The organism is Mesorhizobium sp. WSM4850, assembly GCF_055811735.1.
Genome location: NZ_JBVVPV010000021.1, coordinates 88,228 through 105,495 on the forward strand (window position 1 = coordinate 88,228; position 17,268 = coordinate 105,495).

Consider the following 17,268-nt stretch of genomic DNA (forward strand, 5'->3'; position numbering starts at 1 on the left):
GGACGATCGACTTCAGCTGTGGCGGATTTCCGTCCCCAGCACCTTCAGGCACTCGCGGATGAACGCGGCAAGTGCGGTCCAGCCCTTTGCCGAGACCATCGTCCCGTCGACATAGGCCTCGGTCGGCGACAGGTCGATATAGGTTCCGCCGGCCAGCGTCACTTCCGGCTCGCAGGCAGCCAGCGCACCGACCTTCTTGCCACGCACGACGCCGTCGACCGCGATCAGGATCTGGACGCCATGACAGATGGTAAAGATCGGCTTCCCGGTCTCGTGGAAATGGCGAACCATCGCCTGCACACGCTTGTCGGTGCGGATGTACTCGGGGCCACGGCCGCCGGCGCAATAGACGGCATGATACTGGTCGAGCTGTCTTTCCGCCTCCGAAAAGGTCTTGTTCAGCAACGCGTAGTGGCCGGGTTTTTCGGTGTAGGTCTGGTCACCCTCGAAATCGTGAAGCGACGTCTTGATCAGGTCGCCAGCGTTCTTGTCAGGACAGACGACATGGACGATGTGGCCGACCGCCTCCATCGCCTGCTGATAGACGAAGATCTCGTATTCTTCGGTAAACTCACCGGTCAACATCAGTATTTTCTTGCCAGGCATGGTCGGCTCCTCGTTTTTTGGGTGGAAGGGTTTTATCCGGGATCTCCCGGGCGTTTGCTCGCGTTGATCAACGGTGAATTCAACTTGACGGCGCCGCTCCCGACGGTGACGAACATCGTGCCAGCCTCAATCGAACGCCGGCAACAAACGATCACGGGAATGCTCGATATGACGGCGCATCGCCTGTTCCGCCGCCGCGGGATCGGAGGCAGCGAAGGCGGCCAGGATGGCCTGATGCTCGTCGAGCGCTTCCTCGGTGACGCGCGAATGGAACATCAGGCGGAAGATGTGGAAGTGGGTATGCTGGAACGCGAGCGTCTCGCGCACGAGGCCATTGTTGGCAAATTCCATGATACGGTCGTGGAAAATGGCGTCCTGCCGCGCGAAGTTGGAGTAACGCAGGCGTTCATCCTTGCCTTCGCGGCGCGCCATGCCGCCTGCGGACTCCTCCAGCACCGCAAGTTTCGTCTCATCCATCAATGCGGCTGCTTTGGCCGCCGCATGCGGCTCGAGCAGCAGGCGAAGCTCATAGAGTTCGTCAAATCGGCGCCTGGTTATCTGCGGCGCGGCGCGGTAGCCGATCAAGTGTGTTTTCAGCACAAGGCCCTCGCCTTCGAGGCGGCCAAGCGCTTCACGGATCGGCGTGTGGGATACGTCGAGTTCCTTGACCAGACTGTCGACGGTGATCCGCGAGCCAGGCGCGATTTTCAGCGACATGAGTTGCGCGAAGATCGCTTCATAGACGTCCTCCACCAGGCTGGTGGATCGCTGGATGCGCCCGCTGGCGGGGTCGACTTCTCGGGAATTGCTTGCGTTCGTGACCTGCATCTTTGCCTCTTGACAGGATCACTGGCTAACACGATGCTTCGCTCAATACAATCCTATATCCTATACGATTTGATAGAGGATACCTTGGGAGCTCGGCGAGCTTTCGCCTTTCCACCATCATCCAGGGACGCAAGACCATGAGCCTTTTCGCTGCCATAAGGCTGCCGCGTGAAATCCTCTTCGGGAAGGGTCAGCGCCATGTCATTGCAACCGTTGCGGCCAGGCTCGGCCATCGCGCTCTCGTCTGTACGGACGAGCGCTTTGCCGCAACTGTCGCCTTCGCCGAGATCATGGCGGCGCTCGAGGGCGCATCGGTCGATGTTCTGGTGCACGATCGTGTGCAGCCCGATGTGCCGCGCGACACGGTTGCCGTCTGCGTCGAGGAGGCGCGGGAGTTTGCGCCCGACATGGTGATCGGCATCGGCGGCGGCAGTTGTCTCGATATGGCCAAATGCGCCGCGTTGCTCATCAGCCACGGCGGCCTGCTCCAGGACTACTACGGCGAGTTCAAGGTGCCCGGTCCGACGCTGCCGCTGATCGCGGTGCCAACGACAGCCGGCACCGGCTCGGAAGTGACCCCTGTCGCGGTGATTTCTGATCCGGATCGCACCATGAAGGTAGGCATCTCCAGCCCGCATCTGATCGCGGCAGCCGCCATCTGCGACCCGGAACTGACGATGACATGTCCCCCGGGACTGACGGCGATCGCCGGCGCAGACGCGCTGACCCATGCGGTCGAGGCTTTTACCGCCGCCAGGCGCGGCACTGACCCCGGCCTGCCGCAACAGCATGTCTTCATCGGCAAGAGCGCGCTGACCGATCATTTTGCGCTGCTCGCGATCAAGCTGCTTGGCCGCAGTCTCGAAAAGGCCTGCCGCGCCCCCGCCGACGAGGACGCTCGCGCCGATGTGATGATGGGCGCGCTTGCAGCCGGCTGCGCGTTCGGGACGGCCGGAACGGCGGCGGCGCACGCGGTGCAATATCCGGTCGGCGCCCTTACCCACACCGCTCACGGGCTGGGTGTCGCCACCATGCTGCCGTATGTCATGAAGTACAACCGGGCCGCCGCGGCCGCCGAGATGACCGAGATCGGCCTTGCCCTTGGTCTCGACGGCAGGGACCGGAGCACCGCTGAGATGGCCGACGCGACGATCGACGAGATCGGCCGGCTGTTTGCAGCGATCGGGATCACGCCTACGCTGGCCAGGCTCGGGCTTCCCGCCGACAAGCTCGATTGGACGGCCGAACAGGCGCTCGGCATCGACCGTCTCATCAAGAACAATCCGCGTCCTTTCGATCCGGCAGCCATGCGCGGCCTTATCCAGGCCGCCTATGATGGCGATCTCGCCGCCTGTGTCATGTGAGCAATCGAGGAGCAGGCCATGAACATATCTCATCAGTTGCTGGAGGACGAGCAGGACACTGCCGGCTTCCATAGATTCTCCCACGGCTTGTATATTGGCGGCCAATGGCGGCAATCCGCCGACGGCAGGGAAATCCAGGTCGTCGACCCCTCCACGGAAGCGGTGATCGCTGCGGTTCCCGATGCGACGATCGAAGATGCCGCAGCTGCCGTCGAGGCTGCGGCCAAGGCCGCCGATGGCTGGCGCACAACGGCGCCCCGCAAGCGTTCCGAAATCCTCAGAAATTGCTTCGAACTGATGACGCAGCGTTGCGAGACGCTGGCCACCCTGATCTCGCTGGAAAACGGCAAGGCACTGCGGGACGCGCGTGGCGAGATCGCCTATGCCGCGGAATTCTTTCGCTGGAATGCCGAGGAAGCCGTTCGCATCACCGGCGAATTCGGGATGGCGCCTTCCGGCACCAACCGCATCGTCGTCGACTACGAGCCGATCGGCATCTGCGTCCTTGTCACACCCTGGAATTTTCCTGCCGCCATGGCGACGCGCAAGATCGCGCCCGCCCTGGCTGCCGGGTGCACGGTGATTTTGAAGCCGGCCAGCGAGACCCCGCTCACCGCCTACGCGCTTGCCGCGCTTTATGAGGAAGCGGGTGTCCCACCGGGGGTTGTCAACGTTCTGACAACCTCCAATCCCGGCCCGGTGACGGCCGCGATGCTGGCCGATCCGCGGGTGCGCAAACTCTCCTTCACCGGCTCGACTTCTGTCGGGCGCGTTCTGCTGGCCGAGGCCGCAAAGCACGTGGTTTCGTGTTCGATGGAACTTGGCGGCAACGCGCCATTCCTTGTGTTCGATGACGCGGACCTCGACGCGGCGGTCGATGGGGCGATGGTGGCGAAGATGCGCAACGCCGGCGAGGCCTGCACGGCTGCAAACCGCATCTATGTCCAGTCCGGCGTTTACGATGCCTTTTGCGAAAGCCTCGCCAGGCGGATGTCGGCACTCAAGATCGGCGCTGGCACGGACGCGGCCACGGAGTGCGGGCCGATGATCACCAGGAAGGCCGTCGACAAGATCGACCGTCTGGTCAACGATGCTGTCGCCCGTGGCGCGCGGGTGCTGTGCGGAGGCAAGGCAGGCTCGGGAACGGGATACTATTATCCGCCGACCGTGCTCTGCGACGTCCCGGCCGAGGCGGAGATGGCGCATGAGGAAATTTTTGGGCCGGTGGCGCCGATCTCGAGATTCGACACGGAAGCCGAAATCATCGCGCGCGCCAACGACACCGAATACGGTCTTGCCGCCTACATCTACACGCGCGATCTTGCGCGTGGAATGCGGGTGGCATCCAGGATCGAAGCTGGGATGGTCGCTCTCAACCGCGGCTTGATGTCCGATCCGGCAGCACCGTTCGGCGGGGTCAAGCAGAGCGGCCTCGGCCGCGAGGGCGGCCAGCATCACGGCATTGCCGAGTTCATGGAGGCGAAATACCTCGCCATCAGCATCTGAGCGGAGGAAAAGTGCAAAACGATCCGTTCCGCATCCGCGACCATGTCGCCGATTTCGATCAAATCGTCCAGGACATCGTTCACCGCAGCGAGGCGGTCCGCGCAACCATCCCGATGACAGCGGACATTGCCTATGGGCCGGATCAGACCGAAACCATCGACCTGTTCTTTCCCCCGGGCAAAACAAGCGGCCTGCCGGTGCACATGTTTATCCATGGCGGCTATTGGAGGATGTTCTCCAAGCGCGACTACTCATACGTCGCGGCGACGATTACCCAGGCCGGTGCGATTGCCGCCATCGTCGACTATGCGCTGATGCCCAAGGTCAGGATGGCGACGATCGTCGACCAGGTGCGCCGCGCCAAGCGGTGGGTTCTGGCCCATATCGCCGACCATGGCGGAGACCCGGCAAACCTGACCGTCAGCGGTCATTCGGCCGGGGCACATCTTTCAACGTTCCTGTTCAACAGCGAGCATACCCCCTCCAATGTGCGGGCAGCCCTTCTGCTCGGCGGGCTCTACGATTTGAAACCACTCCAAAACTCCTTTCTCGCCAACGAGATTGCAATCACCGATGAGGAAGTCGCCAGGTTTACACCGCTTGCCCATCGGCATGATCCTCAAACCAAGGCGATGGTTCTGGTCGGAGCCAACGAGACGCCGCCTTTCCATCAGCAGGCAGATCGATTCAAGGAGCACCTGCTGCAGCAGGGTTCGCCGGTAACGTCGCTTGTTCTCGCCAACCGCAACCACATGGACAGTGTCAGAGATCTCGGCATGCCCCGGAGCCAGGCGGGGGATTGCCTGACGAAACTGATTGCCAACGACGATCGTTGATCCAGCAGACATGCCGGCCATCATCCATCGCGGCTTACCGCAAGGGCGTCAGCAGCACGCCTCAGCGAGGGAAAAGAACCTCCCCCATGCCAAGCACCGCGTTGTCGCCGCCATATTTCTGCGGCGCGTTGCCCAGCAGCGGCCGTTTCAAAATACCCTCGGCGATCAGATGGCGATCGATGACGGCGGCGAAGACGCTCTCCGGCGCGCCGCATTCGACGAAGCTCGGCGACAGGCTTTTCGGCGCGCGATCGAGCAGGATCGAACCGCGACGCATCAGATAGCCGGGCATCTCGCCGGTGCCGCCGGCCACCACCAGCGTGCCGGCGATCATGCGGCTGCCGGCATTGTCGCCCAAGCCTTTCAGCACCGCGATCAGGCCGCGCCGCATGCGGTCGGCGGCAAAAGCGCCGGCTTTGCCCCTGACGATCAGCACGCCGCCATTCATGCCGGCCAGTTCCCCGGCGAGCGGCGCACCAAGGTGATCGCCGGCGTTGCCCGTTATTTCAAGCCTGCCGCCGCGCATGCCGGAGCCGGCATGCGGGCCTGCATTGCCTTCGATGGTGAGTGTGCCGCCGCGCATGGCGCGCCCGGCCTGGGCGCCGGCATTGCCGACGACGCGAACCGAACCGTCCCGCATGGCTTCCGCCACGCGGTCGAGGCGCGCGCTGCCGCCTTCGAAGACGATGTCCAGCGGATCGTTGCCGGCGACACGAAAGATATCGCCGACCTTCGATCCATGCTTCGACGTGCCGATCTGGATCTTTTCGATATCGCGCCTTTCGATCCCGGCAAGCCGCTCCGGCGTCAGCGCCGACAGGTCAAGGCGCTCGGGCGGCTCGGCGACAAGGGTGAAGGTCAGCGCTTTCACGGCAGCATATCCTTCAGCGAATAGATGAACTTGCCGAGCTTGCCGCCGTAATTGCCGGCGCTTATGCGAACCGCGCCTCGCTTCGGCCCAAGCTCGATGACGGCCTTGATGCCGGCCTTCATCGCGGCGGCAACGGCATCGTTGGTCTCGCCGTCGATGACGATTTCCAGGACGGCGTTGATGTCGGCACCGAGCTCACTCCTGACGACACCGCGCAGTGTCGGCGCATAGGCTTCGTTGGCCGAGGCGATCATGCCCTTGTATTTACCGCCGATCTTGGAACCCGAACGAGCGATGCCGCCCGGAAACGGCACGATCGCGCCCGGCACCAGGCCGATCGCGGCAACCGCGGCCTCGGCGGCAGCCAAGGCCCTGGCGCTGCTTTCAGCCATGACGAAGAAATTGCCGCCGCCGACGGCGCCCTTCGTCAGCCCGGTCGTCGCTTCGCACAGGAATTCGCCGTCCATGACGGGAACGCGCCAAAAATGCCTGCCGCCGATTTTCTTGGAGATCTGCCAGCCGTCGCCAAAATAACGCAGCGCCGAACCGAGCTTCAGCTCGGCGCTGCCCTGCAGTCCGGCGAAGCAGGCGGAACCCGGCGAGGTCAAGACACACTGGCCGACGCGATTGAGCAGTTGTTTCTGCAGTTCGTCTGTTCCCATCGCAAAGATCATCACGCGGCAGCCGGGCCGGCCATCCGGTGTGGCCGATGGCGCCAGTTCGACATCGATTGCCGCTTCGCAGCCGCAGCCGATCACCGAGGTGGCAAAGCCGGTCATGGTGATCGCCGCCTGGCGCGCCCATTTCCGGTTCGGCGCGGTGATGATGATGGCGGTCGCGCGCATGCCGAAGGCCTCGGCAAAGGTATCGTCGATCACTATGCCATTTACGCTCACGTTCGGCATGCAACCTCGCCGAATGGCTGTTCGCGCGCGATCGCCGATTCCGGGAAATTGAACCAGTCCAGCGACAGGCCGTAGCGCTGCTGGTGATAATCCTCCAGGCGCCGCAGCATCGCCTTGTCCGGCGGCGGATTGAGCCTGAGCGCCTTGCCCCAGCGGTAATGGGTGATCTCTCCGTCCTGCACGACGAGATCGCCATCCTTGAAGACATACGCCGCCTGCCCCAGCATTTTCGCGATATTGTCCTCCCTGCGGTAGACAGCGATATCGGCGATAGCGCCGGCGCCGAGATGGCCTCGATCCGTCAGCCCGAGCAGCTTGGCCGGGGCAGCACGCGTCATGATGGCGATTTCCTCGAACGTGTATTCGCGGTCGATTGCGGCCAGGGTGGAGAGCGCCATGGCGGATTTTGGAAGTCCGGCAATCATTTCGGTGCGCGCTTCCCGGCTCATCAGCAGCTCGAACAGGGCCGGATAGGAGGTAAAGGGCGCGCCGTTGGGATGATCGGTGGTGAAGAAGACACGCCACGGATCGTCGATCAGGAGAAAAAGCTCGAGCCCGATCGCCCACTGCATCGTGCCATAGAAATCCTTGCCATAGCGGTAGGGCACGATGCCGCCGCCATTGCCGTCGCCGTCATGAATGACGGATTTCTTCGGCTGCGCACTGCCACGCGCCGAAAACTGCCGCATGACGTCGGAGGAGATGGTGACCGTCTGGCCGAACATCACCTGGCCGATATCGATGGTGACTTCCGGCGTCGCATTGACCAGTTCGGCAAGGCGCGCGGCGGCCGAGGAAAACCTGCGCTTGCCTTCCGTGCCGTAGCCATAGAACTGGAGATGGGCGAGGTGCAGCGGCAATCCTTCCGCCGCTGCGATCGTCGCGGCCGCCGTGTCCGCCGATCCGGGGCTGCCCAGATTGTTGCAATGGACATGCAGCGGATGCGGGACGCCAAGGCTGTCGACGGCCGCCTGCAGCGTCTTGACGATCTTGCGCGAGCTGACGCCATAGGAAGGCACCACATCGTCCAGCGAGAAGGTGCGGACGTTTTCCTTGAAGGCGGCCGCCGCGCCGGCATTGATCACCTTGACCCCAAGCGCCCGCGTCGAGGCGACCGTCCAGGCGACATAGTCCTCGATCATCGTTGAGGAGGCGTCGTCGCGGATCATCGACAGCAGGAAATCGTCGTTGCCGAGAATGGCCAGCGTCGCCTTGTCGATGATCGGGATGTCGGCCAGTTCGAGATGGGTGTGAAGCGCGGCTCCCGGCGACATCGCCGGCTCGACCACCGTGGTGAAACCCATCTTGGCGTAGAGGCACCCGGTCTGGAAGGTCGACCAGCCGGCATTGGAAAGCGGCGTCGTCGCCGGTCGCGCCTGGTGCGCCGCATGCTGCTCGGGCAGGAGCAGCCGTGCCGTATTCACGTTGCCGCCGCCGATGTGGGAATGGATGTCGATGGCGCCCGCCATCACGATGCAGCCGGCTGCGTTGATGGTCCGGTCGGCAGCGCCCGCCGCCGGCGCCGCAGCGATCTTGTCGTCGCTGATCCACAGGTCGCCCTTGCCGAGACGGCCGTTGACCGGATCGATGATGTCGCCGCCGGCGATTTTCGTCAGCATGGCAACGCCGCCTCGGCGGAGACATGACTGGCAACCAGCCGGATAACGGTCGCAGCGGAGGGCAGTTCCGACGCCGCTCGCGCCTCGACCGACCTTAGCGAACCGGTGCGGCTGGAATAGGCCACCGCCTGGTGATCGACGCCGGCTTCGCCGATGGCGATGGTGACCGCAGCACCCGCGACCGGCTCATGCGTTTTCGCCAGGGCGATCAGCGCCATGCGGTTCCTTTTCTTCTGCGGCTGGACAATCGAGGACGAGATCCGCAGGTGCAGGTCGGCTTCGCCGGCGGCGATCATGCGCGCGACATCGTAACGCCAGGGATCGAAGTCCGGGAAGCCGCGCGCAAAGCCGGTGCGCATCGGAAAACCGGTCATCCAGGTCGAGGCGAGCGCGCTTCCCCAGCCATTTTCGCTCGCCGGCAGATGCAGGCCGGATGCGCGTGATTTGCGGTTGAGATCGCTGACCAGTCCCTGCAGCATCTCCAGCGCCAGCCCTTCGGTTGCGTCGCCTGAAAACAGGAAGACGGGAAAATGCGCAGCCTCCAGGGCTTTGGCGAAATCGTCGAAATTCGACACCGGCTGCGATGTCTGGCGCCCCCTCCACTGCGCCCTCAGTGCCGCCAGCGTCGCGCCGAGGCCTGCCTCGCCGCAGGACAGCAGCGTCGCCGTCCGCCCGTTGCTCAACCGCGGCGCAGACGTTTCTTTCGACCCGACCAGAAAGATCTCGCGCTGATTCTTGGCCGAGAGGTCGGGAACCGTCTCGGCAAGCTCGCCGACAAATTGATGATGGATCTGCGGGAGTTCGCCGACGATCACCACGACATCGGCGCGCCGGCGCGTTTCGCCGGGCGCGACGGTCATCGCGCCTTTGTCGGTAAAAAGCGCGGCCTCCCGGGAAACTGCCGCGCCATCGGCATGATCGTATGCCGCGCCAACCCGCTCAGCCAGCGCGATCGCCGCCCTGGTGCCGTGTATATCCGTATCCAGGCTGAAAACCGGGCACCGGCTTGACCCCAACAGCGCGGCGGCATGTGCGGCCGCGCGCTCGACCAGCGTTACCCGGTTGCCGATCCAAGCAACCGCCATTCACTACGCTACTTTCTGGTGCCGGCCCAATCCTAGACGAAACTGGATTGGCCGTGAACCCCGCCTGTCAGCAGATTAGCGAATGTTTTCTTACGCCATCAACAAATTCCGACCGCGCTTAATCATATTTGATGTAAGCGAAGCGCTGATCGGTCGGCGGAGTGCCTTCCAGCGCGCCGCCTTCCCGGGCCGGCTGCCACTGGACGACATCCTCGATCTTTTTGGCAAGCTCGAAGTCTTTGTCAGTGATGCCCTTGGCTGCATGGTTCATCAGGCGCACCTCGACCCAGGCATAGGAAGCCGTGATGTCGGGGTGGTGCCATGCCGCCTCGGCGAGATGGCCGACCGTGTTGATGACCATCAGTGTCGATTTCCAGCTGTGGGTCTTGTACTTGCGCCGGATCCAGCCGTTCTCGTAATACCATTTCGGCAGTTCCTTCTCGATCCGGTCGGCAATCTCGGCTTCCGAATAGACTTTTTCCCTCGGCGTCTCGTTCATCTCGACCTCCGCGAATTGCCCGGTCCGTTCTCGCGCCGAGCCAAAAGAAGATAAAACGAATGCACTCTCTGCGGCTTGCCCCTTCGACGAAAACAGCTATCATGGCGACGGGCACCTAAACTTCCATGATGCGTCTATGATGCACCCATCGGGGGGTAGATGTCGAATTCTGTTACCATACAAGTGCCCGCCCGCCTGCATCTTGGCTTCCTCGATCTCAACGGCGATACCGGGCGTCGCTTTGGCAGCGTCGGGCTGCCGCTGAGCGAACCCGAAACCGTCGTCACCCTGTCACGGTCCAGCGAGACCATCGTCGAAGGCGCCGACAGCCGGCGCGCCGGCGAACATCTGTCGACGCTCTGCAGCCATCTCGGCATTCGCGGTCAGCACCGTCTGGTGGTCGAACAGTCGATCCCGAGCCATGCCGGCCTGGGCTCCGGCACGCAGATCGCCCTTGCCGTCGCCGCGGCGCTGCGCACGCTCCACCAACTGCCTCTCGATATCGGCAGCGATGCGACCCTGCTCGATCGCGGCGGACGATCCGGCATCGGCATCGCCAGCTTCGAAAGCGGTGGCGTCATTGTCGACGCCGGCAAGGACGACAGCGGCAGGCCGCCGCCGGTCGTGGCGCGACTGCCGTTCCCGGAAGAGTGGCGCGTCATCCTGATCCTCGACCATGGCGGGCATGGGCTGCATGGCGATGCCGAGATCGCGGCATTTCGTTCGCTGCCACCGTTCCCGGCATCCGGCAGCGGCGAGATCTGCCGGCGGGTGCTGATGGGCATCATGCCGGCTCTGGTCGAGCACGACCTGCAAGCCTTCGGCGCCGCCGTCACCGCGATCCAGATGCTGATCGGCACCCATTTCGCCCCGGCGCAAGGCGGCGTGTTCACCTCCAGGCGGGTCGAGAACGTGGCCCACGCTCTCAACGAAGCAGGCGCTGTCGGCATCGGCCAGAGCTCGTGGGGGCCGACAGGGTTTGCCTTTGCCCCATCGCAAGACGCTGCAGTCAGCTTCGTCAACGCGGTTCGGCAGACAGTTGAAGACGGCATCGAGATCAGGATCGTCAAGGGCAGGAATTCCGGCGCGAAGATCAGTTCGACCAGACTTGACCTCGTCGGCAGCTGACGGCTGGGCAACGCGATCAGGTTCAAGAAGAAAGGCGAGAAATGGCCCGCAAACATATCCTACACATGCTGACGCCGTTGAAGCATATGAGCCCTTTCGACGTGAACATGGCGCTCGATGCAGGCTTCGACGCCGTCGTCCCCTATGTCGATGTAAGCCTGGGAGAGGTGACAGGCCTCGTGCAGGACGCGATCTTTTCGCGCCCGCCCGATGTGGGCGTCGATACCGGCATTTTTATCGCCGGCAAGGATGCCTCGCTGGCGCTTGACATGTTCGAGGCAGCGCGAAAAGCGATGGTGCCGCCTTTCCAGGTCTCGGTATTCGCCGATCCGGCCGGCTCGTTCACCACGGCCGCGGCGATGGTGGCCAAGGTCGAAAAAGCGCTGGAGAAGAAATTCGAGCGCGGGCTGAAAGACACCAGGATCGCTGTTTTCGGCGCCACCGGCGTCGTCGGCTTCTGCACCGCCGTGATCGCCGCCAGGGAAGGCGCGGGGGTGACGCTGGTCGGCCATGACGGCATCGAAAGGGTCAAGCAGATCGCGGCCGAGATCAAAAGCCGGTTCAACATCGCCGTCGATGCGGCCGACGGATCGAGCGACGCCCGCAAGACGAAGCTGGTCGAGGCGAGCGAGGTGATCCTGGCGTGCGCCAAGGCCGGCGTCCAGGTGGTCTCAAAAGCCCAGTTGAAAGGCGACGGCCTGCTCATTGCCGCCGACGTCAATGCGGTCCCGCCGGCCGGCATCGAAGGCGTGGCCGTCAATGCCAATGGCGATCCGCTCGAAGCGGCAAAAGCTGTCGGCATTGGTCCGCTCGCCATCGGCAACGTGAAATACAAGGTCGAATTCGGCCTCTTCAAAAGAATGATCGAATCCGAAAAAACCATCACGCTCGATTTCCAGGAAGCATTTTCCCTTGCACGCGAGATTGCCAAATAACGCCGGATCTCTCCTGATCGCGGCGATTTCAGGCCGGGCGCTGGCTGCCGCTGCGCGCCGCGCCGGCTATCGTCCGCTGGTCGCCGATTTCTTTTGCGATACCGACACGGTCGCGCTTGCCGAGCGCGCGACGATGCTGCCGGGCGACCTGCAAGGCGGCATCGACGGCGAGCGCATCATCGAGACGCTTCGGCAACTGGCCGGAGACGACCAGCCGGTCGCCATTGTCCTGGGCTCGGGCTTCGAGCGGATGACGGAGACCGTCGACGAGTTCGCGCGCCATTTTCCGCTCGCCGGCAACAGCGGCGCCGCGATCCGCAGGATCAAGGACCCGCAATTGCTGGCCGCCGATTGCGCCGAACTCGGCATCCCGCATCCGGACTTCCGATGGGACCCGCCGCCCGATCCGGAGAACTGGGTGGTCAAGACCGCAGGCGGCGCCGGCGGCGCGCATATCAGGCGGGCCGCCGGAGAAACCCCGATATTACAGTGTCAGGCTCCTAGCGGCCGCTATTTTCAGCGTTTCGTTGCCGGTCGCAGCATCTCGGCCCTGTTCGTCGGCGACGGCCAAAGCGCTGACATCGTCGGCTTCAGCCAACAATGGGCGTCGCCTGCCCCGGCAGCGCCCTATCGCTATGGCGGCGCCGTGCGGTTGAGGCGCTTCGATCGCAGACGGGCGGCGATGATCCGCGGCTGGCTTTCAGGTCTGGCGCGTCGCGCCGGCCTGGTTGGATTGTGCAGCGCCGATCTCATTCGCGGACCGGATGGCTACAAGCTCATCGAGATCAATCCGCGGCCCGGCGCCACGCTCGACATTTTCGACGATGCCGACGCGCCATTGATCGAAGCGCATCTGCGCGCCGCGGCGGGCAAGAAATACCGTCTGCCGCGCTTCGTCGATTCGATGGCGTCGATGGTGACCTATGCGGCGGCGCCGATCGCCCGCTTTCCATCGATTGCCTGGCCTGAATGGACTGCCGACCATCAGTCGCCCGGCACCCGACTGATCGCCGGCGATCCGGTCTGCACCATCTTCGCGCGCGGTCCGAGCGCCGATCTGACCAGGCGGCTGATCAAGGGACAAGCCAGCCGATTGCAACACCAATGGGAAGGAGACCGGACATGAAAGACGGTTCGGCATTCCTCAACGACAATGCGCAGCGCATCATCGACGGCATGATCGGCGACGCCGAACGCCTACGTATCGGCGTTTCCACCGGGCCATTGGGCGAGTGCCTGATCGACGCCGGCGCCAAGGCCGCCGGCGGCGTCGAGGCCGGGCTGCGCATGGCGGAAGCCGCGATGGGCGGCCTCGGCAGCATTTCGGTGTGCATGGACCGTGCGTCACCAAAATGGCCGTTCACCATCGAAGTGCGGTCGTCGCAGCCGGTGCTTGCCTGCCTGGGCAGCCAGTATGCGGGCTGGAACCTGTCGAGCCAGGATTATTTTGCCATGGGATCGGGACCGGCGCGGGCGCTCGCCCGCGTCGAACCGCTGTTCGAAACACTCTCCTATCGCGACACCGCGTCGTCCGCCGTGCTGATCCTGGAGACGGCAAAACCGCCGCCCCAGGCGATCGTCGAGAAGGTCGGCAGGGCAACCGGACTGGCACCCGAAAAGCTCACCTTCCTCTATGCGCCGACACAAAGCCTGGCGGGCGGCGTGCAGATCGTTGCGCGCGCGCTCGAGGTTGCCCTGCACAAGACCAACGATCTCAAATTTCCGCTGGAGAACGTTGTCGACGGCATCGGCACGGCGCCCATCCCCGCCCCGCATCCGGATTTTCTGACCGCCATGGGCAGAACCAACGACGCCATCATCTATGGCGGCAGCGTCCAGCTCTTCGTAAAAGGCTCGGCGAAAGACGCCAGCGAACTCGCGGAGCGATTGCCGAGCCGCGCCTCGCGCGACCACGGCCACCCCTTCGCCGAAGTCTTCAAGCGGTTCAAGGGAGATTTCTATGCCATCGATCCGCTGCTGTTCAGCCCGGCCGAAGTGATCGTCACGGCGATCGAGACCGGCGATACGTTCCGCGCCGGCGAGCGTGATCTGCAGATGCTCGAACGGAGCCTCGGTTAGACCATGGCGCTGCAATGGATCGGTCTGTCATCCGCCTGCCGGGGCATTCGTTCCGGCTTTCCGTATACCGGTATCCAAGGCGTGACATGATCCCTCGCATCCTGATCGTCAGCGACGTCTCGGACGCCCGCTCCAAGGGCCTGGCGGCAAGGCTGGAGCGGCGCGGCGCCGTGGTCTCAACCGTGCCGCTGGCGGCGATCGCGTTCGACACCGGCAGCCCGAGCGGACTGTCGATCCCCGGTTTCGACGGCGCGCTGCCCGACGCCGTGCTTGTCCGTTCGATCGCCGCCGGATCGTTCGAAGCGGTCACCCGGCGTCTCGGCGTGCTGCACGCATTCGGCAAGCTTTCCATTCCGGTGTGGAATTCCGCGCAGGCGATAGAACGCTGCGTCGACAAGTCGATGACGACCTTCCTCCTGAAGAATGCCGGCCTGCCGACGCCGCCGACATTCGCGGTCGAGGGTCTTGCCATGGCCGAAGCGGTCGCCAGACGCGAACTGCCGTTCGCGCCACTGGTGCTAAAACCGCTTTTCGGCGCCCAGGGCCGCGGCATCCGGCTGATCGAAACACTGTCCGACCTCCCCGCCGAGGACGAGGTGAACGGCGTCTACTATCTCCAGCATTACGTGTCGCGTTCTGGCCCTCCTTTCCGCGATTTTCGCGTTTTCGTCTGCGCCGGCGAGGTTTTGGCGATGATGAGCCGCCGTGGCGACGACTGGATCACCAATGTCAATCGCGGGGCGGTGCCCGAGCAAGTCTCGGGGCAGGTTTCGGGGCATGGCGAAACCGAACTGGCGGCGCTGGCACGGGCCGCCGCCGCCGCTATCTCAGCGGATTTCGCCGGCGTCGATATCGTGCCGGCGGCAGACGGCAAGCTGTTGGTGCTGGAGGTCAACAGCATGCCCGCCTGGTCCGGGCTTCAATCGGTGGTCGCGGTCAACATCGCCGATGCGATTGCCGACGCCCTGCTGAAATTCCTGGCTGATCGCCCAGCTGATCACCCAGAGGCGGCGGCGGCGCGACCCTACCGCCTCACCGCGCCGGCGAATTCGTGACCGACGGCATGGCGCATTCGCGAGAACGCCTCCGGGCTGCCTACAAGGACGCCTGCCGGATGGAGATCGAGGCGCTGAAACCGGGCAACGTCCATCTGTTCGCCGACGGGCACGGCATGTCCGCCGCCCAGTTCATGACCAGCGCCGAGGTCTCGTCAGTCCCGCTGACCGATCCGCGCCTGCCGGTCGGACAGCGCATGCTGGAAGCGGTCCGCGCGACACGCCTGGCGGTCGCGACCAATACCAATCTCGGCATCATCCTTCTGGCAGGGCCTCTGCTGTGCGCCGCTGAAATGGCGGGCACCCAACTGCCCGACAATCGACTGCCTGACAATCGACTGCACGACAATCTCGACGCGGTGCTGCGCGCGATGAGCATCGACGATACCAGGGCGGTATTCGAGGCGATCGTCGCCGCCGCGCCGGGCGGCCTCGGAGAGGCGGCGAACGATGTGCGGCAGGAGCCGAAGGTTCATCTGCTCGAAGCCATGCGGGAGGCGGCCGAACGCGACATGATCGCCCGCCAGTATGTTACCGGTTTCGGCGACGTGTTCGGCGTCGGGCTTGCCGCTCTGCAGGCCGCCTTGGCGCGCGGCGAAGGCGGCATGTGGCCAACGGTGTTCGCCTATATGGCGCTTCTCGCCGGCTTCCCTGACAGTCATGTGGTGCGCAACCATGGCGCTGAAGTCGCAAATCAGGCGCGGCAACAAGCCCTTGCCATTGAGGCGGCGCTGCATGGCAATGACGACAGGGCGTCACGCATTCGTCTGCTCATAGAGCTCGACCGCCGGCTGAAAGCGAACAACGTCAACCCCGGCACCTCGGCCGACCTGACCGTGGCTACTCTTTTAGTCCACACTCTCGGCGTTCAGCTTGCATAATCGCAACGTTGGTGGTTGACTTTCAGGAGCGGAAGCTGGGCTTCCGCGGCTATCCAGCCAACCGGTCCGGATCCCCGGGCGCTGCCAACAAGGATAGCTGTCCATCGAGCGCTCGCTCGGTTTGCGGCGTCTTTGGACACCATAACTGTGTCTTGGAGGAAAATTGGCATGGCAAAGATCTCGAAAGTAATGGTCGGTGAATCGCTCGTAGGAGACGGCAACGAAGTGGCGCATGTCGACCTGCTCATCGGCCCACGGGGGAGCGCAGTCGAAACAGCATTTTGCAACGCGCTGACCAACAACAAGGACGGCTTTACCTCCCTTTTGGCGGTGATCGCGCCCAATCTTCAGTGCAAGCCCAACACCGTGATGTTCAACAAGGTCACGATCAAGGGCGCCAAGCAGGCCGTGCAGATGTTCGGCCCGGCCCAGCATGCAGTCGCAAAGGCCGTGCAGGACAGCGTCGCCGATGGGACCATTCCTGCCAATGAGGCGGACGACCTGTTCATCTGCGTCGGCGTTTTCATCCATTGGGACGCCGCCGACGACGCCAAGATCCAGAAGTACAATTACGAAGCGACGAAGGAAGCCATCCAACGCGCCGTTGCAGGAACGCCAACGGCCGCCGAAGCCACGGATAAGCGGGACCAGGTGAAGCATCCGTTCGCGGCTTAGACAAGAGACAGCCCCGCACAGGCAAAACCCTCCGCGGAGCCGGATGGTCTGTTGCGTCGCCTGAAAAAGCTTCTGGGCCTTTAGAGCACCGGACCAAAAACTGCCCTCGGGCCTGATCCGAGGGTTGAGAGCCGGTATTTGGGAATCCGATGCTCCAGCAAAGAGATAGAGCGGCGAGACGATCGACTTGACGGCCCGCCGCTCTACAAGGCCCTGTTTCCGCGGCCGAAGTTCGAGGCCACACGAATGTCAGGTGCCCAGCGTTTGTCAGGTGACAAGCGCTGCGAGGTGCCCCGGCGTGAGCGTGCCGTCATGCAGCGAGGTCGCAACCAGCGCCGCGGCGATACCGAGTGACGAAAGCGCGCGAATGTCAGCCTCGTTGCGCACCCCGCCGGC

General features: G+C 63.8%; 17 protein-coding genes. 10 read left to right on the top strand and 7 right to left on the bottom strand.

The features are described 5' to 3' along the window. Positions 1–12: 12 nt before the first annotated feature. Positions 13–606 (bottom strand): DJ-1/PfpI family protein, encoded by a 594-nt coding sequence (locus tag AC0L2Z_RS20095; protein WP_473629109.1) that lies wholly within the window; start codon positions 604–606, stop codon positions 13–15. A gap of 126 nt (positions 607–732) precedes the next feature. Beyond that, positions 733–1,434, bottom strand: a complete 702-nt coding sequence (locus AC0L2Z_RS20100) for a GntR family transcriptional regulator (RefSeq protein WP_287119420.1) — start codon at positions 1,432–1,434, stop codon at positions 733–735. 137 nt (positions 1,435–1,571) lie between these two features. On the opposite strand from AC0L2Z_RS20100, the gene AC0L2Z_RS20105 reads away from it, so the two are divergent. From AC0L2Z_RS20105 to AC0L2Z_RS20115, 3 genes are read left to right on the top strand one after another with little or no spacing between them, the layout of a single operon-like run. Next, the gene (locus AC0L2Z_RS20105) at positions 1,572–2,798 is read left to right on the top strand and encodes an iron-containing alcohol dehydrogenase (RefSeq protein ID WP_473629110.1); all 1,227 of its coding nucleotides are present in this window, start codon (positions 1,572–1,574) and stop codon (positions 2,796–2,798) included. Positions 2,799–2,816: 18 nt separating this feature from the next. Further along, positions 2,817–4,304: an NAD-dependent succinate-semialdehyde dehydrogenase gene (locus tag AC0L2Z_RS20110; protein ID WP_473629111.1), complete on the top strand. Its 1,488-nt coding sequence runs from the start codon at positions 2,817–2,819 to the stop codon at positions 4,302–4,304. An 11-nt stretch (positions 4,305–4,315) separates the two neighbouring features. Further along, a complete protein-coding gene (locus AC0L2Z_RS20115; RefSeq protein ID WP_473629112.1) occupies positions 4,316–5,140 on the top strand; it encodes an alpha/beta hydrolase in 825 nt (274 codons plus the stop codon). A 61-nt stretch (positions 5,141–5,201) separates the two neighbouring features. Here the strand turns inward: AC0L2Z_RS20115 and AC0L2Z_RS20120 are convergent, their stop codons facing one another. From AC0L2Z_RS20120 to AC0L2Z_RS20140, 5 genes are all read right to left on the bottom strand, one after another. Further along, complete coding sequence (locus tag AC0L2Z_RS20120; protein WP_473629113.1) at positions 5,202–6,011, bottom strand: formylmethanofuran dehydrogenase subunit C; 810 nt, start codon at positions 6,009–6,011, stop codon at positions 5,202–5,204. After that, positions 6,008–6,916 (bottom strand): formylmethanofuran--tetrahydromethanopterin N-formyltransferase, encoded by a 909-nt coding sequence (gene fhcD, locus AC0L2Z_RS20125; protein WP_128173308.1) that lies wholly within the window; start codon positions 6,914–6,916, stop codon positions 6,008–6,010. The genes AC0L2Z_RS20120 and fhcD overlap by 4 nt, the downstream gene beginning before the upstream one ends. Next, positions 6,904–8,535, bottom strand: coding sequence for a formylmethanofuran dehydrogenase subunit A (locus AC0L2Z_RS20130; RefSeq protein ID WP_473629114.1), 1,632 nt, complete (start codon positions 8,533–8,535; stop codon positions 6,904–6,906). The genes fhcD and AC0L2Z_RS20130 overlap by 13 nt, the downstream gene beginning before the upstream one ends. Next, positions 8,529–9,620 (bottom strand): tungsten formylmethanofuran dehydrogenase, encoded by a 1,092-nt coding sequence (locus AC0L2Z_RS20135; protein ID WP_473629115.1) that lies wholly within the window; start codon positions 9,618–9,620, stop codon positions 8,529–8,531. Before AC0L2Z_RS20135 ends, AC0L2Z_RS20130 begins: the two co-directional genes overlap by 7 nt. 118 nt (positions 9,621–9,738) lie before the next feature. Beyond that, complete coding sequence (locus AC0L2Z_RS20140) at positions 9,739–10,119, bottom strand: 4a-hydroxytetrahydrobiopterin dehydratase (RefSeq protein ID WP_023797744.1); 381 nt, start codon at positions 10,117–10,119, stop codon at positions 9,739–9,741. Positions 10,120–10,278: 159 nt separating this feature from the next. Here AC0L2Z_RS20140 and AC0L2Z_RS20145 point away from each other — a divergent pair, with 159 nt between their 5' ends. The 7 genes from AC0L2Z_RS20145 (at position 10,279) to fae (ending at position 16,872) form a co-directional block, all read left to right on the top strand. Further along, positions 10,279–11,247, top strand: a complete 969-nt coding sequence (locus tag AC0L2Z_RS20145; RefSeq protein WP_287171195.1) for a beta-ribofuranosylaminobenzene 5'-phosphate synthase family protein — start codon at positions 10,279–10,281, stop codon at positions 11,245–11,247. Between the two features lie 41 nt (positions 11,248–11,288). Further along, a complete protein-coding gene (locus tag AC0L2Z_RS20150) occupies positions 11,289–12,182 on the top strand; it encodes an NAD(P)-dependent methylenetetrahydromethanopterin dehydrogenase (RefSeq protein ID WP_473629116.1) in 894 nt (297 codons plus the stop codon). Continuing rightward, positions 12,172–13,308 (top strand): ATP-grasp domain-containing protein, encoded by a 1,137-nt coding sequence (locus AC0L2Z_RS20155; RefSeq protein WP_287180476.1) that lies wholly within the window; start codon positions 12,172–12,174, stop codon positions 13,306–13,308. Before AC0L2Z_RS20150 ends, AC0L2Z_RS20155 begins: the two co-directional genes overlap by 11 nt. Beyond that, positions 13,305–14,261 (top strand): methenyltetrahydromethanopterin cyclohydrolase, encoded by a 957-nt coding sequence (gene mch, locus AC0L2Z_RS20160; RefSeq protein WP_023797740.1) that lies wholly within the window; start codon positions 13,305–13,307, stop codon positions 14,259–14,261. The genes AC0L2Z_RS20155 and mch overlap by 4 nt, the downstream gene beginning before the upstream one ends. 86 nt (positions 14,262–14,347) lie before the next feature. Continuing rightward, complete coding sequence (locus AC0L2Z_RS20165; RefSeq protein WP_473629117.1) at positions 14,348–15,316, top strand: ATP-grasp domain-containing protein; 969 nt, start codon at positions 14,348–14,350, stop codon at positions 15,314–15,316. Then, on the top strand, positions 15,313–16,197 hold the full coding sequence (locus AC0L2Z_RS20170) for a triphosphoribosyl-dephospho-CoA synthase (RefSeq protein ID WP_473629118.1): 885 nt from the start codon (positions 15,313–15,315) through the stop codon (positions 16,195–16,197). The genes AC0L2Z_RS20165 and AC0L2Z_RS20170 overlap by 4 nt, the downstream gene beginning before the upstream one ends. Before the next feature lie 168 nt (positions 16,198–16,365). Beyond that, positions 16,366–16,872, top strand: a complete 507-nt coding sequence (gene fae / locus AC0L2Z_RS20175) for a formaldehyde-activating enzyme (RefSeq protein WP_023797737.1) — start codon at positions 16,366–16,368, stop codon at positions 16,870–16,872. The last annotated feature ends 396 nt before the right edge of the window (positions 16,873–17,268 follow it).

What these genes read in the sequence shown, in the direction of transcription:
- AC0L2Z_RS20150 (WP_473629116.1), top strand. Translation starts at nt 11,289, where the DNA reads ATGGCCCGCAAACATATCCTACACATGCTGACGCCGTTGAAGCATATG.
- AC0L2Z_RS20140 (WP_023797744.1), bottom strand. Translation starts at nt 10,119, where the DNA reads ATGAACGAGACGCCGAGGGAAAAAGTCTATTCGGAAGCCGAGATTGCC.
- AC0L2Z_RS20105 (WP_473629110.1), top strand. Translation starts at nt 1,572, where the DNA reads ATGAGCCTTTTCGCTGCCATAAGGCTGCCGCGTGAAATCCTCTTCGGG.
- fhcD (WP_128173308.1), bottom strand. Translation starts at nt 6,916, where the DNA reads ATGCCGAACGTGAGCGTAAATGGCATAGTGATCGACGATACCTTTGCC.
- AC0L2Z_RS20135 (WP_473629115.1), bottom strand. Translation starts at nt 9,620, where the DNA reads ATGGCGGTTGCTTGGATCGGCAACCGGGTAACGCTGGTCGAGCGCGCG.
- mch (WP_023797740.1), top strand. Translation starts at nt 13,305, where the DNA reads ATGAAAGACGGTTCGGCATTCCTCAACGACAATGCGCAGCGCATCATC.
- AC0L2Z_RS20145 (WP_287171195.1), top strand. Translation starts at nt 10,279, where the DNA reads ATGTCGAATTCTGTTACCATACAAGTGCCCGCCCGCCTGCATCTTGGC.
- AC0L2Z_RS20130 (WP_473629114.1), bottom strand. Translation starts at nt 8,535, where the DNA reads ATGCTGACGAAAATCGCCGGCGGCGACATCATCGATCCGGTCAACGGC.
- fae (WP_023797737.1), top strand. Translation starts at nt 16,366, where the DNA reads ATGGCAAAGATCTCGAAAGTAATGGTCGGTGAATCGCTCGTAGGAGAC.
- AC0L2Z_RS20165 (WP_473629117.1), top strand. Translation starts at nt 14,348, where the DNA reads ATGATCCCTCGCATCCTGATCGTCAGCGACGTCTCGGACGCCCGCTCC.
- AC0L2Z_RS20110 (WP_473629111.1), top strand. Translation starts at nt 2,817, where the DNA reads ATGAACATATCTCATCAGTTGCTGGAGGACGAGCAGGACACTGCCGGC.
- AC0L2Z_RS20095 (WP_473629109.1), bottom strand. Translation starts at nt 606, where the DNA reads ATGCCTGGCAAGAAAATACTGATGTTGACCGGTGAGTTTACCGAAGAA.
- AC0L2Z_RS20100 (WP_287119420.1), bottom strand. Translation starts at nt 1,434, where the DNA reads ATGCAGGTCACGAACGCAAGCAATTCCCGAGAAGTCGACCCCGCCAGC.